Raw genomic sequence first — 25,411 nt, 5'->3', positions numbered from 1 at the left:
CAACTGAAAACCACTAACAAAATGAAAGCCCAGCCCTCAGGATGAGGCCACTTGGGTGTACAATAAGGATAAAATCAGATGCGTTTCACTTTAACTACGTTGGCCGTCTCGGTCGCGCTTGTCGCCGGATGCAGCAATCAAGGAATCCCCAGCATGACTCAATACTCCCAAGCACAGATCGTTGCTCAACAAACTCAAGCTCCGGTTGCGAAAAAAGTCCCTCACGCGATGACTATTCATGGCGATACCCGCGTTGATAACTACTACTGGATGCGTGACGACGAACGTAAAGACCCTGAAATTTTACAGCACCTAGAGAAAGAAAATCTGTACGCAGAAACCGTTCTAAAGCACACTGAAACATTTCAAGATACGCTATTTGAAGAAATTAAAGGGCGTATCGCAAAAGACGACAACTCAGTACCTGTTCGTAAAGGAAACTACTTCTACTCAAGTGAAGTGACCGGAGATAACGAGTACGAAGTCCATTTGCGAGCTAAAGACTTTGCAGGCAAAGACAAACAAATCATTTTAGATGTCAATGAACTAGCAAAAGAACATGAATTTTTCAGTATCGGCGGCCTATACGTTAGTCCGAATGAAAACTTATTGGCGTATGGCGAAGATACATTAAGCCGCCGCGTGTACACCCTTAAGATCAAAGACCTGACAACAGGCAATTACCTACAAGATGAAATCGAAGGGGCCTCAAGCGCTGTCGCATGGCAGAACGATAACAACGCCTTTTACTACATCAAAAAAGATCCACAGACCTTATTGGGCTACCAAGTTTATCGTCATGTATTGGGCACACCACAAAGCAGCGATGAGCTGATTTTTGAGGAAACCGACAGCGCCTATTACACCTCACTAAGCAAAAGCAAAGATGGCGAAGATATTTATATCTGGCATTCGAGTACAGAAACCAGTGGGGTCTCTATTATTGATGCGAACAACCCTAAAGCAAAGGCGAAACCGTTCTATCCTCGTGAAGATGGCATTGAATACAGTATTTCTAAGCTAGGCGATTGGTACTACATTTATACTAACTATCAAGCCGTCAACTTCCGTTTGATGAAAGTTCATCAAAATGACATGCATGACCGCTCTAAATGGCAAGATGTGATTGCCGCAGACGACAACACTCAACTTGTCGACTTCGAGTTATTCGATGATCACATCGTCTATGAGCAGCGCTCTAACGGCCTAGCAAGCGTCACTGTACGTCAGCTTTCAACAGGAAAAGAACTCCCCCTCACATTTAATGACGATGCGTTTGCTGCCTATTTGACAGGTAACCTAGAGCTGGATAACGAGAAAGTTCGTATTTATTACAGCAGTTTAACCACTCCAGGAACCTACTACGATTTCGATCTAAAAACGGGCGGGTCAGAAATCATGAAGCAAACACCTGTACTTGGTGATTTTAATCCTGACAATTACCAATCAGAACGCATCATGGTCACAGCCCGTGACGGTAAAGAAGTACCCGTTTCTTTGGTGTATCGTAAAGACTTATTTAAGAAAGATGGTACGAATCCACTCTACCAATATGGTTATGGATCTTATGGCGCAACCATTGAGCCAACTTTCCGCTCGACACGTTTGAGTCTATTGGATCGCGGCTTTGTTTACGCCATTGCTCATATTCGTGGATCTGAAATGCTTGGCCGCCCTTGGTATGAAGACGGTAAAAAACTAACCAAGCAAAACACATTCAACGACTTTATTGATGTGACTAAAGGTTTGGTTGAACAAGGCTACGGCGCGAAAGATAAAGTCTTCGCTGTTGGTGGCTCTGCAGGAGGTCTCTTAATGGGGGCTATCATCAACCAAGCACCAGAACTGTACCGCGGTATCGGTGCACATGTTCCGTTTGTGGACGTGGTAACCACCATGCTCGATGAATCGATTCCATTGACCACCAATGAGTATGATGAATGGGGTAACCCAAATAACAAAACATACTATGACTATATGTTGAGTTACTCGCCTTACGACAACATCAAGGCGCAAAACTACCCGAACATGTTGGTAACGACTGGCTTGCACGACTCTCAAGTACAGTACTTTGAACCAATGAAGTGGGTCGCCAAACTTCGTGAAATGAAGACAGACGATAACGTCTTGTTGTTCAAAACCGATATGGAAGCCGGACACGGCGGCGCATCTGGTCGATTTAAACGCTTAAAAGAAGATGCGCTAGAGTATGCCTTCTTCCTCGATTTACTCGATAAAAAATAAGCGTATTAATAGAACTGCATCTCTTCTAACAACAAAAATGCCCGCAAGTTGCGGGCATTTTTTATAGACGCACTCTCTAAACAAAGAGTGGGGTTACCTAAGCACAGAATGACTAGCGTCTCTTATAGCCAAAGGATAGCAGAAAGAAAAACGCCTACTCACAACGAGTAGGCGTTAACACAATAAATGTGTTTAGGCAGTAGAAACTGGCCTATTTATTAGAAGTAGTAACGAGCACCTAGAGTCCAGTAGTCGTTCTCTTCATTGTTGTAGTCGTTACCTAGATCAAACTGGTAAGCTGCAAACGTTACGAAAGCAGGAGTTACAGCGTACTCTGCTTGTAGCGCAGTTTCGCTTGAAACTGTCTTATTGTCTTCTTCGTCTTCTACGCCTTCGTAGTTAACGCTGAATGTCCAATCGTTTACGCCGTATGCCAAAAGAGCTTCAAGTTGAGAAGTGTCTTTACGCATTTGGTAGAAGTACTCGTTCATACCGTATACTACTGCTGCGTATAGACCTGAACCGTACTGACCGTAGTTTACAGAGAATAGGTGTGATTCAGCGTTCTTAGTACCTAGAGTCGCGTTTTTAACATCACCACCGCTGTATACGTAGCCTAGACCAAAGCCAGCTACAGAACCGCTCAATGCAACTTGACCACGTTGCTCGTATGTTGTTGCATCTGAAGTTTGCTCACCTTGCCAACCTAGACCTAGGTTGAAAGCAAAACCTTCACCAAATTCAAAACCTTTACGGTAGCTAAGCATTTTATCAGCACGAGCTGAGCCTAGGTTGCCGTGGTTGTCGTACAAAAAGTCGTTCGCAAACGCGATTGGTAGATCCGCAACGCCAGCGACATCGTAGTAAGGTGACCATTGAGTACCTGCTACTAAACGGCCAAACTGCTCATGAGTAGCACCGATGTAACCTAGACGAGTTTTGAACGATTGCTCGCCACCGTTTAGGTAGTTAAGCGCCCATTCACCTTTAGCGTCGATAGTAATACCGTTGCCAATGTCTTTCTTACCCGCAACGTTAATACGTGGAGACACTTGGTGAACTTTTACATCTTCTTCGAAATACTCACCCACGCCAACTGAAACGTGACCGCCGATCGATAAAGATGTACCATCGCTGTTGTAAACTTCTGCTGCGAAGGCCTGTGAACCACATGCTAGTGCCGCCACTGCAACGGCTAGAGTTTTCATTTTCATTGTTAACATCCGTATAGTTGTTTGTACCGGTTCGCTTAGAAACAGATTAAATCCGAATCAATCGCAACGAACACATAACAAAGTAGTAATGAAATAGAAATGAAACAAACACTTTCTTATGCAACCAGTGGTATTAATGCTCACATTTTGAACTGAGTCACAAAAAAATAGGGAACTTTTCATTCCCCATCATAAAATCTGTGGCTTTTTACGTGTCACATCTCCCAACGTGCGAGTGGCTTCTCAGTTTTGATACCCTTACTGCCCCAGCGGTCAATAACATCAATTTGCAGTATGCGGCTCGGTTTAATAAGCGATGTCAAGGTTTTCGACGGTCGTTTATCCGTCACTAACCATAGCGTTTTATCTTGTTCAAACTGAGCTTTTAAAGATAATTTGTCTTCTTCTGTCCACTCGAGTTCCGGCTTAAATTCGCGCCCAACCACAAACAATTGGTTGCCAGAGGCAAAGTCCTCTAATGACTCACTCATCAGTACCACTGAATCGATGCCTTTATCGAAGATCTCTGCCTGTTGTTGGTTGATCAGTTCACGCACATTGAGCATAAGAGCCTGTTGATTCGTTTGAATAGCCTTTTGGTGTTCAGGATATACACGTTGTAGATCCTCTCCAACAATGCCCGCCATTCGGATTAAGTTTGTAGGGTTCAGCCATGCGTACTTCGATGTTGACCCGTTTTCCAATGTCAGTACTGCAACTCCTTGAGCTCTAGGAGAAATGGCCTGCGATGCATCGATTTCAATCAAGTGAATGTTGCCCTGTCGAGCGTAAACATAAGTCGGGTCTTGTTTCCAAATCGCACCAAGAGTAACAGCAACCGTCGCGGCTTGACCCGCTTGCTTAACTTGCTCTGTACCTTTATTTGCGAACCAGTTCTCAAGACGCTCAACGCCGTAACGCTTTGGAGGCAGATACTGAGTCTCTATCCCTGTACCTTTCATGAGTTGCTCAGACAACATGTACGTGACGGGAGTGCTGGTTAAAATGTCTTTGGCGCCTGCCAACGATGGAAGTGTCGTCGCTATAACCAAACCAAAAGTTATCGCTAATTTTTTTATCTTCATGTTCATTACTTTATAAAAAGGGTTACGCTTTTTGGATAATTCGGTAAACCGTTGCTGTTAGGAAAAATGCCGCAGAAACAATGATGATGGATGCGCCTGATGGCACTGGTAGCTCAAGCTCCATCGGCAGTATGGTTCCTACTAAACACGCAATGGTTGCCAATAAAGAAGAAAGGAGAACAAAACTGCCCATGCGTTTAGTCAATAACCTAGCCGTTGCACCAGGAATCAGTAGCAATGCACCAACCAATACCGCGCCAATAATCTTTACCGCGGCGATGGTGACCAAGGTGATCATCATGACAAATAAGTAATCATAAAAGCTGGTATTAAAGCCGCGTACACGTGCAATATCCGGGCTGATACAAGTTAGCAAAATGCGGTTAAACGTTGGAATAAGAAGCAGTAATATGATCAAACAACTGATCGCTAAAATAAGGATATCGTTGTCCGTCACAGTCAAGATCGAGCCAAACAACACGTTCTCCAACATGTGAATGTTGATCTTGCGAGCAACGTACATTAACAGCGCAGCACCAACCGCTAACGCTAGTGCAAGAAAAACCCCAACCAGTGTGTCGTAAGGTACATTCGTACGATTACGAACAAAGTGAAGCAACAGCGCAAAAATCATACAAAAGCTAAACAATCCGATGATCGGATTCTCTGGCGGCTCACCGAGCAACACACCAATCGCGATTCCGGTAAGCGCAGCGTGCCCAACCGCTTCAGAGAAAAAAGCCAGTCGCTTGGCGATGACTAATGTCCCAAGACCACCAAGTAATGGTCCTAATATCAGCGCTGCCACAATTGCGTTCACCATGAAAGCATAAGAAAAGCTATCGCTTAACCATCCAGCTTCAACGCCGCTAACCGCTAACTCTCGCAACCAATCCATTATGCAGCCTCCACTTTTGCTGTGTAGTGCTTAAATAATGTTTCTATACGATCAGGGCTTAGCACATCTGAATGGTGACCTGACGCCACAATTTGACGATTTACGACATGGACCTGCGCATCTAAACGGCGCACTGCGGTCACGTCATGATGTACTGCCAGCACCGTTTTGCCTTCTCCAACGACTTCATGAATCAAACCTTCAAGATATCGAACACCTTGCTCATCCATGCCAGTTGTAGGTTCGTCTAAAACCAATAAATTGGGCTCATCCAGTAAAGCTTGCGCAAACAAAACACGCTGTTGCTCACCGCCAGAGAGTTGCCCCATACGACGGTCGCTACGCGTTGCCATACCCACGCGATCCAGCTGGGCCAGGGCATGTTGAGTTTGTTTCGTTTTACGTCGCCAAAATAGAGGGATACGAGTTTGGTTAAGCAGTACAAAATCCATCACGGTTAACGGGAGGCTTGCTTCAAACATCGCTTTTTGTGGCACATACCCTATCTTCCCCGATGCAGCTGATGGTTCTGGCCAATTGAGCGCTATGTTTCCCGAAAATGGCGTGAGTCCAAGTACCGAACGAAGCAAAGAGGTTTTACCACCGCCGTTCGGTCCCATAATCACGTGACATTTCGCGTTCTCGAATTCGGCGCTGATGTTCTGCAAAATGATATTGTCGGCGTATTTTAGGCCCACGTTACTTAAGGAAACGGAAGGTCCAGTCATTACGCCTTTTCCCCTGCTCGCTTACTCGCCACAAATTTCATGGCTTCGATTAGTGTTTCCACATTATCTCGCATCTCAACCTCGACTTTATCAGCCTCATACTCACCGTGAGTCATGTGAGAAAAGCGATAAAGCTGCACCCCAGTCGCCTCTTCGATGGTATCAACAAAGCGATTCGGCATATTGAGCTCATAAAACAGAACATCAATGCCCGATTCACGAATTTTCTCTATCGTTTCCTGTAGCTGACTTGCACTTGGTTCAACGCCATGAGCAGGCTCAATGACAGCGGCAACGTCAACACCAAACTCCTGAAGGATATATCCGTAAGCATTGTGGGTTGTCGCCACCTTCATACCAGCCGTGTCCAACTCACCAAGAGACAACATTGCATCACGCTTCATCAGGCGAAATGTTTTCGCGTATTTACGAGCATTTTGGCGATAGAACGTAGCATTGTCTGGGTCCAATTGGCTTAGCTCACTCGCGATGGTGTAAACCTTTTGAATGGTTGTTGATAGACCGACAAAGGTGTGAGGGTTCACTGCTCCTTGACCAACAGACTGCCCCATAGCGGGCAATAAAGGCACTTCTTTGTTCGCTTCGATAACCACGAGATCATCACGCTGAGAAGCCTTGATCACTTTCAGTGCAAAATCGTCATGACCAATACCATTGATCACTATTACGTCCATTTCATTTAAGCGCTTAAGATCATTAGGTTGTGGCAAATAGTTGTGAGGATTAAAACCGGCATCAACCAAAGGAATGATGTCCGCCTTCTCACCAACAACGGCTTTAACATAGCTGTAATAAGGTTGTAGCGTAATACCAATACTGAGTTTTTCGGCAGCAAAGCCTGTAGAAGACACCGCCAATAACGCGGTGGCTGTAAGAATACGACGTAAAAGAGAGCGTTTGATCATAGTACTTATCAATTATGTTGTCTTAATGGGCGTGAGAGTGAGAGGAAGAGTCTGACAGAACGATTTGTTTCCAACCGAAATCGTGGCGTTTAGCTAGATCGCTTAGTCCCTCCACATGTAACGAACGGCTAGAATCATTAAACCAAATATCAGCTTGAGAACTGCGGCTATCCAACAGCATGGAAGCAGAGCCTTGGGCACTGGTTTTCACGCCAATGTAGGCACCATCATCAATTCGTTGCCACTGATGAGAACCTTTACGCTTCCAGTTTTGGTCTTTCACGAATGGAGCAATCCAAAGCGCCTCCATATCAGAGATCTCAGGCCAAGTTCCGGTATCTAACTGCAAATCACGAATCTCTTCATGAGCGAGCTTAAGTTCAGCGATCAACCCCAACTCATTTTGATGTAAATCCGTGATTAACACTTGATGAGACTGAATGTCTGGCTTTTCAGCCTCGACCTGATGGTAGGGCATAAGTATGGCTGCTGAACTGAGAATTGCTGCGATTGTCAGTGCGACCCACTTTCCTTCTCGGTTACCATCATCAGGGCGAACTTTCTGTACACTCATTTCTCTTTCAGCTCAACGATATCCACTTCCACCGGGCTTTCATGTCCGGCATCAAATACCAAATAGAAATCTGTTTCAGGGTGAGTAAATTCTGCGATGGAACGCTTATCTGTTTTTTCTTTGGCGATCAGATTGTCGTCGTAATCGTACATTTCGACATCGTAGTCGACCGCTGTGGATCCATCCGAGTAGCCCGCTTCACAAATCACTTTATCTTGCGCCAAGTGACAGCTCATCAGAGGAAAATGTGCAGCAGCGTGAAAGGACGCAAATCCAGAAAAAAGCAAAACCGCTTTTAGAAGAGAAGTGTTATTCATGATAATTCCAAAATGGCCCAGCAATTGCTGAGCCTAATTCGATTAGTTAAGTTGAGTTTCAAACGTTAGGTGAACATTGGCACTCGCTTTATCCGCCAATGGATTATCTTTCAATTCACCTTTGTAGTTCGCTTTCATTAAGTAGCGCCCGGCGACTTCTGGCGTGAAAATCACTTTGCCATCTTTATCGCTCACCACATCGATTTGTTCTTGATGGTTTCGGTACATGGTCCCTTCACGTGTAATCTCAGCAGTAACGCCCTCTTGTGGCTCTCCGTTAAAGAAAAACTGGAAAGTCACAGGCTCACCTTCAATGATGTCCGATGGATGCGTGATCGGTTTCATCTCTAGCATTTTGCCTTCAATCTCCAACGCTTTGTCCGTTGGCATACCAACCGTAATGTAGCTTTCTGCTCGGGTGTAACTTAGTTGAGTAACCACATCACGCGCTTGCTCGGGAAGCACATCACCACGCTCAGCTTTGCTTGCTCGCGCCCATTTCACCGTATCACGACGGCCCGCTTTGTATTGTGTGTAGTAGCTCGGCTGATTATTAATCGCGACTTTGTGCGTGCCTTCTTCTGTAAAAAAGAAATCAAACATAGAGCGACGCTTGCCACGAACAACAAAGTTAGGACGCTCAGAGCGGCCATCCGGCATCACCACAAATGCCTGGTCACTACCCGCAGGCTTATCAAAAACAAACGTTCCGTGAGAGGCAGTAACATCAAATGTCAGCCAGTCACCGCCTTCTTTAGAAACCGTAAAGTGAGAGGGCAGAACCCAACGTGGATGTGCTTGTGCGGTGGTGGTTACAGCCAATCCCATTGCCATTACACTCGCCAATGCCACTGCTTTCATTTTGGTTTTCATTGTTGTGTCCTTTAATCACTTAACTTGATAATTGACGGTGATGACACCCGTCTCTTGTGTTGGTTTAAGCTCATAGCGCACGTCACTGTCCGCTAGCGTTATTTTTTGACGTAAGTAGTTTCGCCCACCGTGTTCACGAACGACCTCGACGTACAACGTGTAATTTCCTTGTTCCAAACGCTCCCCTGCGTCATTGGTTCCATCCCAGACAAAGCGGTATTGACCAGCAGGACGTGTTGCAGAAGTCACCGCATCAACAAGTTCACGATCATAACGACCCGCTTTTCTCCACCAGCTGCGTAGATCTTTTAACCATTCGTCTTTCCCTACCCATAACTGGATGGTTTTAACCGGTTTACGCTGATCGTTTTCAACCCAAACCGCCACATAAGGGCGTGCATACATTGAGGTATCTATCTTTGGAAGTTCGAGTTCGAAGTCGACCTTCGCGTTATCTGGTAGAGGCGCCGCGGAAAGAGAGAAAGGAGCAAAAGCCGCGATCAAAGCGGCTTTACAAAAGTGATTACGGCGGAAAAATCTTCCTGTGTTCAACATAAGTGTTCTCTAAAAAAGCTGTTATGGAACAGCAACAAAATAAATTACGAGCGACAGTAACGTACCAAAGCTCATCCATTGCATTGACGTTCTGAGCGTCTTCTTCTTAGGCAGTAACAAGCACACGCCTGTAAGAACAAAAAACACCATCAAAAGCGCAGTGACGTCGATAAACCACTTCCAAATCCCACCACTGTTGCGTCCTTTATGTAGATCGTTCAGCAGCGCAACAATACCGTAGTGCGTCGTTTCGACGTCTGCTGCACCAGTAGTCATATCAATAAAGACCGTAGCGTTATAACCCGGGCCTTTAAAATCCATAGAAAGCTCTCCGAGTAACAACTCACCTTGCTCAACTTCGGTATACACATCTAGTGCGGAGGGAGTGCCGCGAAGCTCGGTTTCTTTAGTCAAGAAAGCCACCAGCCCTTCACGATTAGGTTGAAAGGTATCTGAATGTGAGAATAGAACTGAGTGCGGAACCGTCAGAGTATGTTGTTGAATGATAGGTTCACTGCGTTCAAACAATTCGGGGCGATTGAGGGTAATACCAGTTACTGCAAAAAACAGCGTAACTAAGAGAAGAGCCATCGAAATATAGGTATGTAGGCGGCGAGCCCAAGTTTGAACACCTTTGCTTTTAAGCAACATAGAAACAATCATCACCAATAAATGTGGGGCATAATTTAGGTGATAATCATTCGTATTGGCATTTAATTTACATTGTTTACTTTAGACAAAAAAATACCCGAGACTGAGCTCGGGTATTTAATAAAAATGTTCGCTATGAGTTCTGCGTCGATTCTACTTTGCGTAGCTGAGATAGATACTTAACCCAACTTTTTGCCTGATTCGATGGCTTAATCTCATTCGCTCTTTTGGCATTAGCGAGCGCATCGTCAAACCGCTTAAGTTTGTAGTAAGCGCGAGTTTTGATAAGTGCAACATCCGCTTTACGACCTCTGACCTTATCGAGCGCGGCAATGGCATCTTTATAATGGCCTTCTTGCACCAACAGTTGAGAATAGTTCCAGTAATACTGCCTATCTAGCTGAGCTGCAATACGCCAGCTATCAATAGATTCTTCCCACTCTTTTGCCATTTGCCAATACGTTGCTTGCTGAGCTTTTAGCTTACTATTCGAGTTTACATCCTCTAGCTCGTTCATCACCAATGCAGCTCTCTCAGGAATACCTCGTTTCGCGTACAATTGTGCCAGCAGCTTTAAGTCATCTTGGCTAAGTTGTAACCCTTTCAGTTTTGCCAACGCCAAAGAGTCTAGGGCACGTTTGTTGTCATCAACCCGTAGATATAGAGCAACAAGCTGACGCCACCATTCAATTCGCTCAGGTTCAATCACGATTAAGCGTTTGATGGTCGAGATTGCTGGCTTCCACTTTTTCAGTTCTAGCTCAGCAGAAAGCTTTATCGACAATGCGCCAAGCTTGTCTGGCTGCCCAAACTTCTCATAACGAGCCATTGCTGAAAGCACTTTTTGCCACTGACTCAGTTGATAATGAGATTGGGAAATACGCAGCCATAGCTCATGCGCTTTTTGACCTTTAGGAATGTTTTTGCTCAAGGCATAGTAATGAGGTAACGCCTTAGAAAAACGTTGCTCGTTCAGCAGTATATCAGCCAACATTTTTCGGGTTTGCCATGCTTGCTCATCTTGTAGCAAACCACTATTGACTGCCAACTCAAGTTGCTTAATCGCCGCTTGAGTTTGCTCATTCTGCCAGTAAAAAATACCTAACATTCGAGCGACATAAGCTTGGTCATATCCACGAGAAAGCTCCATAGCTTCAAGAGATGAAATCGCTTCTTTCAGTTTCTCTTCTTGAGCCAAATTATGTGCTCGTTGAACTCTCGCTGCGGTGTATTGGCTTAACTCACTGGCAATGGTTGAGAGTGCACTCAGGCTTAATACCGTACCGATTAAGAATTTTTTCATCATTTGGCTAACTTGAACTCCACTTTAGCGGTTTGTCCGAACTGCTCAATTGACACACCATCCTCAACTTTTGGCTGATACTTCCATTTTTTAAGCGCACGGATTGCTTCCCTTTCAAACATGCGCTCGGGCTCAGCCTCGATCACTTCAATATCTTTTGGTCGTCCAGTTGCATCGATCGTGAAACGCATAATGACATAACCTTCCACTCTACGTTTCAGCGCCTTACTTGGATAGCGAGGATCAACACGATACAACGGCAGTGCTTGCTGGTTGCCCATTGTTCCCTTCAAGTTTGGTGCACTAATCGCGATGCCTTCAAGGGCAGTGTTTAAACCTAAAGCACTGACTGGCGTCATCTGACTCATTGGTTCCATTTGAGTGTCAGCTTGAGACAGATCCATTGGCTCCGGCGCTTGAGGTGGTTCTGGTTGCTCCGGCACTGAACGTTGACGACGCTGCACGTCTGCTTCATTCTCTACCATCACCATATCAAAACGAACGGCTTCTGAAGCTTCTGGTGCACGCTGGTTGCCTTTATCAACCATCCACGCCATAAAGCTAAACAAGCTCACAGAAATTAACAGTGATGCTGGTAGTGCAAGTAACAGCCTGCCCATTAAGGTTTCTCCGCCGCCAATGCAATGTTCTTCACACCTGCTGCCTTTGCAGCGTCCATCACTTTCACGACAGTGCCATTGTAAGCATGCTCGTCAGCTTGGATAACTAACGAAGCATCAGGCTGATCAAGTAACAGGTGCTCAATAGAGGCCTCAACACGCTCAATATCAACCACTCGTTTGTCAATGTACACATCATTCGCTGCCGTTACTGCGATAAAAATGCCCGCGTCTTTTTGACTTACTACATTAGAAGCCTGAGGGCGATTCACTTCTACACCGGATTCACGTACAAACGAACTGGTCACAATGAAGAAGATCAACATGATGAAGACGATATCAAGCATCGAGGTTAAATCGACTTGAGCTTCATCTTGTTGGTTAGGTCTGCGTCCGAGTCTCACTTTTGACTCCTTAAAGATTGTTCTAACTGGATAGCTTTTCGTTCACACACTTTGCTAAGGCGAGCATGAATAAACATGCCCGCAAGCGCTGCTACCATACCTGCCATGGTTGGCAGCGTAGCAAGTGAGATACCAGAAGCCATCAATTTCGGATTGCTGCTGCCTTGCGATGCCATTACGTCAAACACCGTAATCATGCCTGTCACCGTCCCTAACAACCCTAGCATTGGGCAAACCGCCACAAGTAGCTTAATAGTCGATAGGTTTTGGCGCAGTTCGATTTGCGCTTTTGCAATCCATCCTTCACGGATTTGATGCGCGTACCAAGAGTGGTGCTCTGATCTTGCTTGCCACTGCTCACAAAGCTGTTTTTTTACCCCAGGGAAAACCGTTGTGAGATAAATAACTCGCTCCATAACCAACAGCCAGCACACCGCCACGACGGCGGCCAGCCACCATAGGATTTGACCACCTTGCTGCATAAAGCTCATCAAGGTTGTGGCCCAATCCTCACTGATCAAACCCAATGTGCTGAGTAGGATCTGCTCCATTACGCTGCGTTCTCCGCTAAGGTGTTAGAGTGACTTTTGTTACTCGGCATATCACGCTCAGCTTGTTCTGCAACTAAACCGATGCCTTGTTTTTCTAAGATACTGCGAATATTTTCTGCTTGAGAGCTCAATACGTTGTGCGCTAATAGCAAAGGCATGGCTGAAACAAGGCCAAGTACGGTAGTCACAAGTGCCATTGAAATACCACCCGCCATTACTTTCGGATCACCATTACCAAATTGAGTGATGACTTGGAAGGTTTCGATCATACCCGTTACCGTGCCTAGTAGGCCAAGCATAGGAGCTAGAGCAGCAAGAAGCTTAAGCATCGACAACCCTTTTTCTAGGTGGGTTTGCTCATCAACAACAGCTTCCAAAAGACGTAGTTCTAACGCTTCTACGCTGCGATGCTTGTCTTTCTGGTATACCGCAAGCACGCGACCCAAAGGGTTGTCTCCTGGCTGCACTGGGGTTTTCAGTTGCTTCATGATTTTCTGGCGCGAAATCATCAGTGATGCACCACGTACGAGCGCAATCAATAGGCCGATAGCCAATAAACCAAGGATGATTTTACCGACAACGCCACCCGCATTTAGGCGATCAGCCAAAGTCGGTGAGTTTGCAAGCTGTTCAAGAAGAATGCCACGTGACGGATCAATGACAAGTGCATCAATGTCACCAGAGGAAATAGTATTCGCTGTTGGACCGTTCTCAGGCTGACGAAGATAGTTTACCGCGTCTCCGCGTTGACCATTCCACTTAACGTAGCCAGTCTTATCCAGCAGCGCCATAGAACCAAGACGAACACCATTAACCGTTTGTTCACGACCTTCGCCATTTAGCAGTGTGAAAGAGACGTTTGCCATTTCACCGCTTGCTTTGATTTGTTCTTCCATGCTGCGCCACATCGCCTGAAGTTGGGTCAACGTTGGCAGTGATTTAGCCGCAACAATAGCATCGATATCTTTCTGATATGAGTTTGCATCAACACCGGTTACTGAGCTTTTTAGCTCAGACTCTAGCTCTTTTGCGTTCTGGCGAACGACGCCAAATAACTCACCTAGGCTCCCGGTTTCTAGACGCAACTTTTCTTCTAGCTGTGCCAGTTCTGCTTCATTTTCACCGAAGGTAACACTTAATGAGTCCGCTTCTGCTTGAAGAGCAGCCCGCTCTGCCACCAATTTATTCTTTATAGCCTGTAGCTCTTGCTCTGTTTGCTTAAAACCTGATTCACGCGCGACATTGTGCGATTGCTGTTGACGATTTTCTTGCTGCGCCTTTTGTAACAACGCATCACTAGCAAAAGTTGTATGAGGCATTAATGCGGCTGTCGAGATTAATGCAACCGATAACCATTTTTTCATCATTTATTTGCCCTCCGCAGCGGTTAACGACACTGGCAGAGTTAACATACTCGGCGCGATCTGTTTATTCGCCATAGCGAACGCTTTGTCTAGCTCTGATTTTTGCTCAGAACCCACTTGTTGCCATGCTTGTTGTTGCTGTGACCAGCTCCAAAATGTGTCACCAGATAAGCTACGCGCTACCAAAGACAAACGCCCTAAATAGAGAATGTCCGCCTCCACAGCTTCATTGTCACCCAGGTTAATCTTGCCTTGGTAAACGCCAAGCTTGGTGCCATAATCCATTTCAATTTGGTACGCTTCTAAAATACGACGAAACTTCTCTGCATCTGCAACGTCTGCACGCGTCATCATGGAATCCAGCTTTGCAATTCGCTCCTCACGCTGCGTTTTGCGTATAGGCTTGTCGTTAGCGACGAGCACTTTTAAGCCCTCAAGCATGTGATACATCAAAGGCACGACACCTTGACGAGTTTGAGCAATCTGCTCAATTTGCTCGTTCAAGCTATCAACTTCTTGATTTTGGCTCTCAACAAGGCTTGCAAGATGATCGCGATAAATCTTCAAGTTACCGACTTCCTCTTGCAGCTGCTCAATTTCAGCTTCTAGAGTAAGTGATTTTTCTGCGCTTGCATCAATACGTTTTTGGCTTACCGCCGACGACTGGTTTGTTTTACTCTGCACAGCTTGTGCATCGTTTAAGTTCGCCGCGTGAGCGGGAATCAAAACCGATGATATCAACAGAGCGATACTTGATTTCATTAGATTCATACGAGTTATATTTCTGTGTTCCAAAAACGACCAAAGGGGAAGACTACCCTTCCCCTCTAATAATCAAATTGTTATCAGTACTTGAACTGGATTGTTGCCATGTAGTTGCGGCTTTCTCCAACCACAACCCCACTCGCACCTTTTTGCTCGCTATTCGTGCTACCACCACCTGCGAAGTAGTCGGTATCGAATAAATTCTCGACATTGAATCGAGCAATGATATCCAAGTTTTCATCGTACTTATGTTTGTATGACACGCCCATATCAACGCGAGCGTAGCCATCTTTCTTGAAGGTGTTCTTTGCATCACCGTAGCGATCACCTTCATAAATCAAACCAAGGTTTAAGTTAGTGTTGTCTTGAACCTTGTAGCTAGACCATAGACTTGCCGAGAACTCTGGCACGTCTACAGGGCGGTTACCCTCGAATTTTTTATCCGCTTTCGTCAACTCTGCATCCAAATACATTGCAGAAGCCGTTAGCGACAACTCTGGGGTCACAAAACCTTGAGCCATTAACTCAGCACCTTTGTGAACTTGCTCACCACCTTGCGTTTTCTTGTGTAGGAGATTGCCGCCCGCGTCTTTGCCGCTTTCAACATCCAGCGAGATGTTCTCTAACGTGATATCAAACACTGCACCAGATACAAATAAGCGCTGATCAAACAGTTCCCACTTAGTTCCGATCTCGTAAGAGATACCACGCTCTGCGTCTAGCTTCTCACCATCATTGATATACTTTTTGCCACGACCACTGCTGACTTCACCTTGCGGCATAAAGCTTTCAGAGTACTGAACGTAAACCGAGCCATTCGTCGCTGGGTGGAAAATTACACCAAATTTTGGAGAAACCTGGTTTTCGGTCAGGTCATCATCACGCTTTTCGTCATAACGAACACCTGCAAGCACTTGCCAGTAATCATTAATCGTCATCATATTTTGCGCGTAGATACCCCAAGTATCGTGCTCGCTTGTGGACTGTTTAACTTTCCCTGAGTAGCCAGGACGAGGCACTGTCTGACCGGCTTCTATACTTATAGGGTTGTAATACTTTTGGAAACGGTCATAGGTATACTCTAGATAGTTCGCACCTACCAAAAACGTGTTATCTGTACCAAACAGAGAAAAGTCCGTCGTCACATCTATATATGCAGTATCAAACACCCAATTATCTTTGCGTTCGTTACCAGAATGGTCGATCTTAGTATCTTGGTCATAAGTTTCGAAACCTGGGTAAGACTCCACATCAAAACGCTTAAAGTCTTGACGGTTGTAACCTGCTTTTACGTTCACGTTATCCGTGACTTGCGCATTAATATCGACACCGTAGTTTTCTACTTCGTTATCAATTTCAGACCACTGCGCATCCCAAATGTACTTATCACCGCGAACCGCTTTGCCATCAACAATGTATGCGCCAGAGTCCACGCTACCATCGTCTTTCGTGCGATCGTAATGAGCCGATACCATAAAGTTGTCGGTGATGTCGTACTCAACCACTAGGCCCGCTACCGTACGATCTGTTTCTGGCTCTGTACCATCGCCGTATCTGCGCCAAGAGCCGTAGCTTTCTTTGGCAAAAATTGCGCGCGCACGCAGTGTCTCTGCATCATTTAGTGCGCCACTCACATCAAGCACAGTGCGTGAGTGATCATTCGAACCTAGATCTTGACTCAAACTTGCTTGTGTTTGAGTTGTTGGTTTTTTCGAAACCATGTTTACCAAGCCACCCGGCTCAGATTTGCCGTATAGCAGACCTGATGGACCTTTAAGCACTTCAACACGCTCTAAAAGCTCAATTGGCTGACGGTAATGTGACCAGTGTTGACGACCATCACGAAGAAAACCGTCTGAACTGCTAAGTTCAAAACCACGTAGAGAGAAACGTTCGCGGTTACGGCTTGTACCACCCGCGCTAACACTTGCATCGTTACGTAGCACTTCACCAAGTGTACTTGCACGCTGCTCATCAATTACCGTTTCATCGATAACCGCTACTTGTCCCGGCGTTTCCAGCTGCGTCATTTCCATGCGCATTGCTGTACTGTTTGTATCTGCCTTGTAGCCGAACTCTCGACCTTCTACAACTACATGTTCGTCTGTTTGAACTTCCGCCACTGCAGGTGTTGCTAACACTGCACCGATCACTAACGCCAAATGGCTCTTAGTAAACATATCCTTTCACTCCGATTATTATTTTTCGGGTCACATACTTGTTGAATGCGATTCCCTCTTAATTATTTCGCGGGTGAATATAAGTGATAAGTATTACCATTTGCATTAAATTTACATTCTTTGCATTTGCAAACTTTTGTAAAGTACTCTCTGATGATGCGCCATGATAATGTGACATTGATCACAAAAATTACGACTTAATCATACTTATTGCTTGAACACTAAAGTAACCCTCAGACCACCTTGCTCACGGTTTTTCGCCGTAACTGCTCCACCCATAATACGCATGGATTCTTTGACAATCGCAAGACCTAAACCGTAGCCACCAAGCTTTTTATCTCTAGAAGCATCTAAGCGCGTAAACGGATCAAAAATATCGACCAGCTTGTTATCTGGAATACCAGGCCCATCATCAGATACTGACATGATGGTGAACTGCTGCCCTTCTTTGACATAATTTTCCAGAGAAACTTCTATCTGAGATGCTTGTCCTGAATATTTAATGGCATTACCAATAAGATTGTTCAAACAACGAATGACGAGCGTTTCTTCACAAAAAGCTTTAGCACATACAGCTTCTGAGCGGAAAGACAACGTCTGTTCTGACTTCAAATCTATTTTGCAACGTTCTACTTGCGGGGAGAGCAAAACTTCTAAATCACAGCGTTTCGTGGCTTTGTCGAAACGCGCATTTTCCAAGCGACTGAACTCCAATATATCGCTGATCAAATGGTTTAGCTCTTTTGCTTCATCTTCTAGCCTTGTCACTAGACTTTGCTCACTTTCTCCAACACGCTTTCGCAAAAGATGCAGAACCAAGTTCTGCCTCGCTAACGGCGTTCTCAATTCGTGAGAGACATCTCTTATAAGCAGTCGCTGCTTTTCAGCGAGAGAATGAATCTGTTGCGTCATGTGATCGAAATCTTGCGCTAACTCGTTAAACTCACGCGTGCTCGACTTCAGTTCTTTCACGACACTGACATTAAAATCGCCATTAGATAGCTTTTTGCTTGCTTCTCTCAATCGATCCAATGGTTGCTGTAAGTTACGTGCCATTAGCAGTGAAAAGAGCGCCAAAATAACCACTGCAATCACGACTTTGAGAATAGAGAAATACAGAATGAAGTCATTTGCAGGGTGCAGTCGATGTGGCAACTGAATCACTAAAGTATTGCCATGAACTAAAGGAATATTGATGATGGGGCGATTCACTTTCCCCTCAAGTTGATCATCAATGCTTCTCTTAAATTGAAGTTTGAACTCGAAGTGCGGATGCATCAGACGGTGCGTAACTGGTTGCTGATGTTCATTCAACACAAATAAATAAAAGTTTTGCGCATTTGCCCAGTCAGCAAGTTCGTCCATGTCTCCGTGCTCAATCAATACATTGGCTTGATGTGCAAGGTCTAGCATTTCTTCTCGCACACTATCGGGCACTTTCAACATGGCTTTCACCAGAGCTTGTTCCGCTAAGGATTGCACGACCAAAATACTAATTACAATTGCGGTCATGCAACTAAATAACTTGAACGCTAAGCTATCTTTACGTTTTGCAATAAAAGGTGGACACCGGAGCTTCATTAACGGTTTACAGCCTCTAAATAACTGTAACCTTTGCCACGGAAGGTTTTGATATGTTGCTTGGAAAGCCCCGCTTCAACTAACTTGCGACGTATGTTACTGATGTGCATATCAAGGTTGCGATCAAAAGGACTCAGCTCTTTCTTTAACACTTCGGTTTGAAGCTCTGCTTTTGAAATCACGACTCCTTGGTTTTTTACCAAGTAGCTCAATAGTTCAGCTTCCGTACTTGTGAGGGGTAAGCTATTAAGCTGGTCACTGATCGTTTGAACGGTACTACACATCGTCTGACGTTGACGTTCCAAGCCAACACGACGAAGAATCGCTTTGATGCGCATTAGAAGCTCAGCGACATTAAAAGGCTTTCCGATATACTGATCGGCCCCCGCTTGGTAACCATCAAGCATCGAGTTTTCATCGTTGAGAGCGGTAAGCATTAGAATAGGTGTCGCGAAGCGCTGACAGATCCTACGAGCAACTTGCATGCCGTTAAGGTTTGGTAACATGACATCAAGCAATACAAGATCTACAGGCGTTTTTTCCATATATTGCAGCGCACTTTCACCGCAATGTACAGAAGAGACGATGTAGCCCTCCTCTTGCAAAACCGCTTCTAACAGCTCACACAAAGGAACGTCATCATCGACTATCAAAACTCGTGACATTACCACTCACCATTCAAATAAAAATGGTTCGCATTTTATTACTCATTTACCAATTAAACAACTAACACTCTAATGCTTTAAGTCCACAGGACTCAGTCCAAGAAGCAGCAACGTGCCATTAGAGTTTAATGTTCACTTTTACTAAAGGTTCCTAACAATATGCACCTAGATATATCTTCATAGAAAAAACGAGTACAATCTGGCAACCGCAAAGCAAAAGATAAAGCGAATGGAAACGTTATTAATTGGTCACCGTGGCGTGGCAGGTTCATACCCTGAGAATACAAAAATAAGCATTCAGGCAGCCATTGACCTGGGGTTGAAGTGGGTGGAAGTGGATATACAGCCTACCAAAGATAATGTTTTAGTGGTTTGCCATGATCATACCGTCAATCGATGCAGCAATGGACAAGGGCGTGTTGATGAGCTCACCCTGGAAGACTTAAAAGCATTAGATTTCGGTAGTTGGTTTAGCACAGACTTTTCAGGCGAGAAGATCGTGACACTAGATGAACTGCTCACTTTAGCTACTGAGAATAAGCTTAACTTGAATATCGAAGTTAAAGTAGACAACCATCCAGCGGAAGAAGTGGCGCAGACTCTAGCCAATGCGTTAGCAAAAAGTCCAATGCCGCAAGAGAATGTACTCCTATCGAGCTTTAGTCATGACGTCATTAGAGCGATGCACAAATACTGCAGTGGCTACCGATTGGGTGTGTTAAGTGAATTCTTTACGAGAAAAGATAAACGCCTTTTGGAAGAAGTTAGTGCCTATAGCTGCAACCTAAACATTAACTGGGTTCGTACTCGCCAGATAAACAAACTCCAACAAGCCGGTTACAAAGTGATGTGCTATACGGTGAACAATCCAAATAAACTGAAATACCTGCCTCAGTTAGACGGTATTTTTAGTGATCATCCACAGCGCTTTATGCCATAGCCTATAAGAGCCAGAACATTAAAGGGGACCTTTTGTTACCACTCAATCTGAATTGGTGTCCCCATCTCGACAAGCTGGATAAATTCGTCCATCTCCTCGTTGGTAATCGCAATACACCCATTAGTCCAATCAAAACTTTGGATGTAAATCGGCAACTGACTCTCACCGTTTTTTAAGCCATGAATTTTGATGTTCCCTCCAGGGGACACACCTCGGCGCTTCGCTTCCAACGTATCAATCGCATCAGGGTAACTGATATGCACAGAACGATAAAAAGCAGAGTCCTCTATAACATAATCTAGAGTGTATTCGCCCTCTGGTGTGCGATTGTCTCCCTCTTCTTGTTTATGTCCTTGAGGGTTCGCTCCTAAAGCAATTCGGTATTCTTTTAGCACTGCTCCTTGTTCCATCAAATACATTCGACGCTTAGACTTGTCGACTTTAACGAGGTCAACAGCTGCGTGAGTGCCAGAAGCAAACACACAACACAAGAACATAGAGAACCATTTTACTGACATTGTCGTAACGCCTAAGCTAATAAAGTGAACAAGAAAAGAGCGATAATGCTAGTCAGTTAATGCTCGTAAAGCAAACAGTATCTAATGCGGAACCATAAGATAGACTCGCTGAAAGGCGTACTTCTTATCGTTATTTGATACAACAAAAGTCAAAGAGAAGATTTCTCTATTCATTGCGGCTAAGTTGCATTACTTTATAAGCATATTTATTTATAAAGTCCGCACTTTTTGAGAGGGAACCATGATTAACATTGCTTTTTTTAGTGCAAAATCCTACGACGAAGCCTCTTTTAATAAAATTAAAAATAACCGCGATTTTGAATTCCACTATCACGACTTCCGACTAACCGAAAAAACAGCCAAGATGGCGCACGGCAGTGATGTTGTATGTGCGTTCGTTAATGATGATCTTTCAGCTCCCGTTCTTAAACAGCTTTCTCTAGGCGGGACCAAGCTTATTGCTATGCGCTGCGCGGGATTTGATAAAGTTGATCAACAAGCAGCCAAAGAACTAGGCTTACAAGTGGTTCGAGTTCCTGCTTACTCACCAGAAGCAGTGGCAGAGCACACGGTTGGTTTAATGATGTGTCTAAACCGCCGTCTTCACAAGGCCTACCAACGGACACGTGACGCCAACTTCTCGCTAGAAGGTCTTGTTGGCTTTAACTTTTTCGGAAAAACCGTTGGTGTTATTGGTACGGGTAAGATTGGTATCGCGACGATGCGTATCTTCAAAGGGCTTGGCATGGAACTGCTTTGCTACGACCCCTACGAAAACCCATTAGCACTAGAAATGGGAGCCCGTTACTGTTCGCTTGAAGAAATCTACGCTAATGCGGATGTTATCTCTCTCCATTGTCCAATGAGTGAAGAAAACTATCACTTATTGAACGAAAAAGCCTTCGCGCAAATGAAAGATGGTGTAATGATCATTAACACCAGTCGAGGCGAGTTGCTAGATTCACTAGCGGCGATAGAAGCGTTGAAACAAGGTAAGATTGGTGCGCTTGGCCTAGACGTGTATGACAATGAAAAAGACTTATTCTTCCAAGATAAATCTAACGATGTCATTGTAGATGATGTTTTCCGCCGTTTATCGGCTTGTCATAACGTGCTGTTTACTGGCCACCAAGCATTCTTGACTCACGAAGCACTTAATAATATTGCCTCTGTGACGCTTGATAACGTCGAAGCCTTTTTCTCTGGTAACGTATCGGGCAATGAACTGATTAACTAAAGCCAGACAATCGAGAAGTATAGTAGAGCGTGTGATCTCAGCTATGCTATACTTCTCGACTATTTAAAATTTGAGCCAAATTACCATGAGCATAAAAACTGATATTCAAAAGCTGCACAACCGTTTAGATACATGCCAACGTAAACTTGATGCGGCACGTTCTCGTGGTGATCACGAAATGATTACAAAGTTCACGGATGAAGTAGAACAGCTTACCAAAAAGCTTAACCAGTTAAAGCACAAGCAAAACTATGAGCTGAACAAAGAACGTAAAAGCTTACTTGATATGCCTTTCTCTCGTGAAATCACCAAAGCAGAACAAGCGGACATCGGCAAACTGAAAAAACGCGTACGCGGCTTAGTAATCGTTCACCCATTAACAAAAGTTGGTAAAGAACTTCGCCTTGATGTGATGACAGGCTTTGCGCCAAAAGAGTTTTAAAACTCGCATTAACATTTATGGAGCCCAAGCATTTGCTTGGGCTTTTTATTTTGTACTGCTTCATTAGATTTCATCGAAATATCAATCCATAAGCTATTAAAAAGGCCAGCGACAAAAGCCACTGACCTATTTCGACCAATATCGTCCGCATTATATCTCAACGTTACGACAGTTGCTGCAACTTGTGCTCCACAACGGGGTCATTCGGAACTAACTGCTGAGCCACTTCCAAAAGTTGTACTGCATCTTGCGGATTGTCATGCTCATGCTTCATCGCAATATCAACAAGTGGCTGAATATCGATTTGCGCTTGATGCTCCTTCACATGTTCTTTCTTTTCTTCAATTAGTACATTATGAGCGGTACTCAGTAAGTTTAAACGATGCTGTGAGCTCGCATTCGCCTTGTTAAGGCACTGATAGTAATCTTCTTTTAAGCGCAGCGTTTTGGTCTGATGACGAAACTGCGCTATATCTATCTTCTGATAACGTATAAAGTCTACGGCCACTTGCTTATAAAAACCGAATTTATTCAAATACGTCGCGTGGGTACCATGTCCCATCCCGAAGACTCTTAAGTGAGTGAGCTCTGGGTAGCGTTTGGCGTGAAGGCGGTCGATTTCATTAGTTGGATCATAAATGATGTAGCCTTTTGCATCGCCAAGGTCAAGGTCATGATACTTTCCTTCCCAATCAAATTGTTGGGCTAGTTCAGTACTTGGCCTATCATCCCATGGCACCAAAACTTTGTTTTTTGTGCTGACCGGGTGAAACATCAATACTTGATCCAATTTTAATAGATTAGAAAATGCACCAATAGCAAAACCACCGCGGCTAAGTCCATAGCCTAAACGACATTCAAAGGGCTCAAGTAAAGTCGACAGTTGCTCTAGAAAGAAAATCAAATTACGGCTGCGAAACCAGTTACTTTTCCCAAGATGCTGAAATGAAATAATATTTACTTTTTGTTTCTGGGCTAAGCGATAACCCCAAGGCGCAAAGTCTGAGTGTAAGTCCTGTACTTGTAGATTCGTACCAGCAGGGGAAAAGGTGAACAACAACGGTTTATTGCGGTCGACAAACTCATACTTAACAAATACATCATCAAGTAAGTCCTCCCCGGACATCGGTAGCCTGGTTTGCTGTTCTTCACGAGAAAGAGCCAGCCATTCATCCAACCAGTACAGTAACTTCATTAATCCTCCATCTAAATTGCGCCTAGCAATTGTGTTAAAAATCTAGTTTTTAGTGTGTGATCATCTCCCCCTGGTTACAGGGGACTCTGATATCAGTCCTCTTTTAAAACAAAGCGTGAATTTGCTTATTAAATTGGTCAATATCTAAGGTTTGATGGCGAACAAACTCCTGCGCCACCAGATTAAAAAATTCTAATTTATCTAATTGTGTGGATTGAGTGCCGTGTCCCATACCGACGACTTTTAAATGGGTAAGCTCTGGATAACGTTCAGCATGAAGACGATCAATGCGATTGGATGGGTCATAAATAATATAACCTTTGGCATTGCCCAAATCTCGATCATGGTAGCCGCTTTCCCAAGCAAACTGCTGAGCAAGCTCAGTACTCGGCCGATCATCCCAAGGCACTAAAGCTTTACTTTTTGTGCTAACAGGATAAAACAACAAAAGATGCTCTAATTTCAGCAAGTTAGCGAACGCGCCAATTGCAAAACCACCTCGACTTTGCCCATAACCCAAACGACATTTGAAGGGATGAAGTAACTCAGATAGCTGCTCCAGAAAGAAAATCAAATTCCGACTACGGAACCAATTACTTTGTCCTAAATGTTGAAAGGCAATAATGTTTACTTGTTGTTGTATTCCGAGCTCGTAGCCCCAAGGAGAAAAATCCGGAGTTAAATCTTGTACCTGCACATCAGTACCGGAAGGAGAAAATGTAAACAACAATGGCTTGTTAAGATCGACGAGTTCATACTTCACAAACACATCATCAAGTAAATCGTAGCCAGAGATAGGTAAAGCCATCTCTTGTTCTTGTTGAGTAAGAGCTTGCCATTCATCTAACCAGTAAAGTAGCTTCATTTTTTCTCCAAGTGCATCCGCAGTATTTAGACTGGAACTCTATCAAAATGCGTTTAAGCATCCCACGTTGAGACTTAAGAAAGCTCTATTTGAAGCCCAAATGAGACGTATGGAAATGTCTTCGATTGAAGGTATTACTGCGTAAACTAAACCCAAAGTAGGTACGCAAAAACTTGGAGAAAGAGCTAGAGAAAAATCAATTAGAAGTTTCGATAACAGCGGTTAAAAAACAGCAGATACAAAAAAACCGCTGTAAGAACAGCGGTTTTTTTAAAAGTGGCGGAGAGATAGGGATTTGAACCCTAGATACGCTATTAACGTATGCCGGTTTTCAAGACCGGTGCTTTCAACCACTCAGCCATCTCTCCACAAATTGTCACTAAAACTTAGTCTTATACTATCGATGCTAATTTTTAGTTTTGCCTTCAGTTATCTCAATTAAAAGGAAACTTGAAAGCGATGTTTAAAGCCTGGCGATGTCCTACTCTCACATGGGGAAGCCCCACACTACCATCGGCGCTATTTCGTTTCACTTCTGAGTTCGGCATGGAAATCAGGTGGGTCCAAAACGCTATGGTCGCCAAGCAAATTCTTTAATCTGGAAAGCTGTTTTTTAATTCTCGTTCTTACACATTCAATGTTCTTTCATTGAGTCCATCAAAACCCCTTGGGTGTTGTATGGTTAAGCCTCACGGGCAATTAGTACAGGTTAGCTC

The 25,411-nt window shown here is 44.4% G+C and carries 26 protein-coding genes, 1 tRNA gene and 1 rRNA gene; 4 read left to right on the top strand and 24 right to left on the bottom strand.

Annotated features, from left to right (window positions below):
* Positions 1 to 78: 78 nt before the first annotated feature.
* Positions 79 to 2,244 carry a S9 family peptidase gene (locus tag R7Z47_RS04125; protein ID WP_213867528.1) on the top strand — a complete coding sequence of 722 codons (2,166 nt, stop codon included), beginning with the start codon at positions 79 to 81 and terminating at the stop codon, positions 2,242 to 2,244.
* Between the two features lie 218 nt (positions 2,245 to 2,462).
* On the opposite strand, the gene R7Z47_RS04120 is transcribed toward R7Z47_RS04125, so the two are convergent.
* The 19 genes from R7Z47_RS04120 to R7Z47_RS04030 all read right to left on the bottom strand — a co-directional run bounded on the left by R7Z47_RS04120 (position 2,463) and on the right by R7Z47_RS04030 (position 19,498).
* Positions 2,463 to 3,458, bottom strand: coding sequence for a porin (locus tag R7Z47_RS04120; RefSeq protein ID WP_017635534.1), 996 nt, complete (start codon positions 3,456 to 3,458; stop codon positions 2,463 to 2,465).
* Between the two features lie 215 nt (positions 3,459 to 3,673).
* Positions 3,674 to 4,543, bottom strand: coding sequence for a metal ABC transporter solute-binding protein, Zn/Mn family (locus tag R7Z47_RS04115; RefSeq protein WP_033906236.1), 870 nt, complete (start codon positions 4,541 to 4,543; stop codon positions 3,674 to 3,676).
* 22 nt (positions 4,544 to 4,565) lie between these two features.
* Positions 4,566 to 5,441, bottom strand: coding sequence for a metal ABC transporter permease (locus tag R7Z47_RS04110; RefSeq protein ID WP_005393560.1), 876 nt, complete (start codon positions 5,439 to 5,441; stop codon positions 4,566 to 4,568).
* On the bottom strand, positions 5,441 to 6,169 hold the full coding sequence (locus R7Z47_RS04105; protein ID WP_017635536.1) for a metal ABC transporter ATP-binding protein: 729 nt from the start codon (positions 6,167 to 6,169) through the stop codon (positions 5,441 to 5,443). Before R7Z47_RS04105 ends, R7Z47_RS04110 begins: the two co-directional genes overlap by 1 nt.
* The gene (locus R7Z47_RS04100) at positions 6,169 to 7,095 is read right to left on the bottom strand and encodes a metal ABC transporter solute-binding protein, Zn/Mn family (RefSeq protein WP_062730845.1); all 927 of its coding nucleotides are present in this window, start codon (positions 7,093 to 7,095) and stop codon (positions 6,169 to 6,171) included. Before R7Z47_RS04100 ends, R7Z47_RS04105 begins: the two co-directional genes overlap by 1 nt.
* Positions 7,096 to 7,117: 22 nt before the next feature.
* Positions 7,118 to 7,669, bottom strand: a complete 552-nt coding sequence (locus tag R7Z47_RS04095) for a DUF6162 family protein (protein ID WP_318129837.1) — start codon at positions 7,667 to 7,669, stop codon at positions 7,118 to 7,120.
* Positions 7,666 to 7,986, bottom strand: coding sequence for a hypothetical protein (locus R7Z47_RS04090; protein WP_005374251.1), 321 nt, complete (start codon positions 7,984 to 7,986; stop codon positions 7,666 to 7,668). The genes R7Z47_RS04095 and R7Z47_RS04090 overlap by 4 nt, the downstream gene beginning before the upstream one ends.
* Before the next feature lie 42 nt (positions 7,987 to 8,028).
* Positions 8,029 to 8,859: a DUF4198 domain-containing protein gene (locus tag R7Z47_RS04085; protein WP_025768070.1), complete on the bottom strand. Its 831-nt coding sequence runs from the start codon at positions 8,857 to 8,859 to the stop codon at positions 8,029 to 8,031.
* Between the two features lie 15 nt (positions 8,860 to 8,874).
* Positions 8,875 to 9,414: a DUF2271 domain-containing protein gene (locus tag R7Z47_RS04080; protein WP_033906231.1), complete on the bottom strand. Its 540-nt coding sequence runs from the start codon at positions 9,412 to 9,414 to the stop codon at positions 8,875 to 8,877.
* A 21-nt stretch (positions 9,415 to 9,435) separates the two neighbouring features.
* Complete coding sequence (locus R7Z47_RS04075) at positions 9,436 to 10,065, bottom strand: PepSY-associated TM helix domain-containing protein (RefSeq protein WP_171345940.1); 630 nt, start codon at positions 10,063 to 10,065, stop codon at positions 9,436 to 9,438.
* Between the two features lie 133 nt (positions 10,066 to 10,198).
* Positions 10,199 to 11,371 (bottom strand): tetratricopeptide repeat protein, encoded by a 1,173-nt coding sequence (locus tag R7Z47_RS04070; RefSeq protein WP_017635539.1) that lies wholly within the window; start codon positions 11,369 to 11,371, stop codon positions 10,199 to 10,201.
* Positions 11,368 to 11,988, bottom strand: a complete 621-nt coding sequence (locus R7Z47_RS04065) for an energy transducer TonB (RefSeq protein ID WP_005374256.1) — start codon at positions 11,986 to 11,988, stop codon at positions 11,368 to 11,370. The genes R7Z47_RS04070 and R7Z47_RS04065 overlap by 4 nt, the downstream gene beginning before the upstream one ends.
* Positions 11,988 to 12,392 carry an ExbD/TolR family protein gene (locus R7Z47_RS04060; RefSeq protein WP_005374257.1) on the bottom strand — a complete coding sequence of 135 codons (405 nt, stop codon included), beginning with the start codon at positions 12,390 to 12,392 and terminating at the stop codon, positions 11,988 to 11,990. Before R7Z47_RS04060 ends, R7Z47_RS04065 begins: the two co-directional genes overlap by 1 nt.
* Positions 12,389 to 12,943, bottom strand: coding sequence for a MotA/TolQ/ExbB proton channel family protein (locus R7Z47_RS04055; RefSeq protein WP_017635540.1), 555 nt, complete (start codon positions 12,941 to 12,943; stop codon positions 12,389 to 12,391). The genes R7Z47_RS04060 and R7Z47_RS04055 overlap by 4 nt, the downstream gene beginning before the upstream one ends.
* The gene (locus R7Z47_RS04050) at positions 12,943 to 14,310 is read right to left on the bottom strand and encodes a MotA/TolQ/ExbB proton channel family protein (RefSeq protein ID WP_053304674.1); all 1,368 of its coding nucleotides are present in this window, start codon (positions 14,308 to 14,310) and stop codon (positions 12,943 to 12,945) included. The genes R7Z47_RS04055 and R7Z47_RS04050 overlap by 1 nt, the downstream gene beginning before the upstream one ends.
* Positions 14,311 to 15,078, bottom strand: coding sequence for a DUF3450 domain-containing protein (locus R7Z47_RS04045; RefSeq protein WP_053304675.1), 768 nt, complete (start codon positions 15,076 to 15,078; stop codon positions 14,311 to 14,313).
* 74 nt (positions 15,079 to 15,152) lie between these two features.
* Positions 15,153 to 17,252 carry a TonB-dependent siderophore receptor gene (locus tag R7Z47_RS04040; protein ID WP_053304676.1) on the bottom strand — a complete coding sequence of 700 codons (2,100 nt, stop codon included), beginning with the start codon at positions 17,250 to 17,252 and terminating at the stop codon, positions 15,153 to 15,155.
* Between the two features lie 207 nt (positions 17,253 to 17,459).
* The gene (locus R7Z47_RS04035) at positions 17,460 to 18,833 is read right to left on the bottom strand and encodes a sensor histidine kinase (RefSeq protein WP_005374264.1); all 1,374 of its coding nucleotides are present in this window, start codon (positions 18,831 to 18,833) and stop codon (positions 17,460 to 17,462) included.
* Positions 18,833 to 19,498, bottom strand: a complete 666-nt coding sequence (locus R7Z47_RS04030; RefSeq protein WP_005386018.1) for a response regulator transcription factor — start codon at positions 19,496 to 19,498, stop codon at positions 18,833 to 18,835. Before R7Z47_RS04030 ends, R7Z47_RS04035 begins: the two co-directional genes overlap by 1 nt.
* 229 nt (positions 19,499 to 19,727) lie before the next feature.
* Here R7Z47_RS04030 and R7Z47_RS04025 point away from each other — a divergent pair, with 229 nt between their 5' ends.
* On the top strand, positions 19,728 to 20,438 hold the full coding sequence (locus R7Z47_RS04025; protein ID WP_054576200.1) for a glycerophosphodiester phosphodiesterase family protein: 711 nt from the start codon (positions 19,728 to 19,730) through the stop codon (positions 20,436 to 20,438).
* Positions 20,439 to 20,473: 35 nt separating this feature from the next.
* Here the strand turns inward: R7Z47_RS04025 and R7Z47_RS04020 are convergent, their stop codons facing one another.
* Positions 20,474 to 20,956 (bottom strand): murein L,D-transpeptidase family protein, encoded by a 483-nt coding sequence (locus R7Z47_RS04020; RefSeq protein WP_005374271.1) that lies wholly within the window; start codon positions 20,954 to 20,956, stop codon positions 20,474 to 20,476.
* Positions 20,957 to 21,197: 241 nt separating this feature from the next.
* Between R7Z47_RS04020 and R7Z47_RS04015 the strand changes: the two genes are divergently transcribed.
* Positions 21,198 to 22,193, top strand: a complete 996-nt coding sequence (locus R7Z47_RS04015) for a 2-hydroxyacid dehydrogenase (protein WP_033906222.1) — start codon at positions 21,198 to 21,200, stop codon at positions 22,191 to 22,193.
* 85 nt (positions 22,194 to 22,278) lie between these two features.
* Positions 22,279 to 22,635: a YibL family ribosome-associated protein gene (locus R7Z47_RS04010; protein ID WP_005374274.1), complete on the top strand. Its 357-nt coding sequence runs from the start codon at positions 22,279 to 22,281 to the stop codon at positions 22,633 to 22,635.
* A 163-nt stretch (positions 22,636 to 22,798) separates the two neighbouring features.
* Here R7Z47_RS04010 and R7Z47_RS04005 read toward each other — a convergent pair whose 3' ends face one another.
* From R7Z47_RS04005 to rrf, 4 genes are all read right to left on the bottom strand, one after another.
* On the bottom strand, positions 22,799 to 23,830 hold the full coding sequence (locus tag R7Z47_RS04005) for a hypothetical protein (protein ID WP_005393521.1): 1,032 nt from the start codon (positions 23,828 to 23,830) through the stop codon (positions 22,799 to 22,801).
* 103 nt (positions 23,831 to 23,933) lie between these two features.
* Positions 23,934 to 24,695, bottom strand: a complete 762-nt coding sequence (locus tag R7Z47_RS04000) for a cytosolic protein (RefSeq protein WP_151515845.1) — start codon at positions 24,693 to 24,695, stop codon at positions 23,934 to 23,936.
* A 277-nt stretch (positions 24,696 to 24,972) separates the two neighbouring features.
* Positions 24,973 to 25,063 (bottom strand) — tRNA-Ser (locus R7Z47_RS03995).
* A gap of 100 nt (positions 25,064 to 25,163) precedes the next feature.
* A 5S ribosomal RNA gene (gene rrf, locus R7Z47_RS03990) occupies positions 25,164 to 25,280 on the bottom strand.
* Positions 25,281 to 25,411: the final 131 nt, after the last annotated feature.

Origin of the sequence: Vibrio sp. 1641 (genome assembly GCF_033339995.1) — a bacterium.
In the GTDB taxonomy this organism is placed as follows: Bacteria; Pseudomonadota; Gammaproteobacteria; order Enterobacterales; family Vibrionaceae; genus Vibrio; species Vibrio alginolyticus.
The sequence above is the reverse complement of the archived record's forward strand: the minus strand, read 5'-3'. Positions and strand labels throughout refer to the sequence as shown.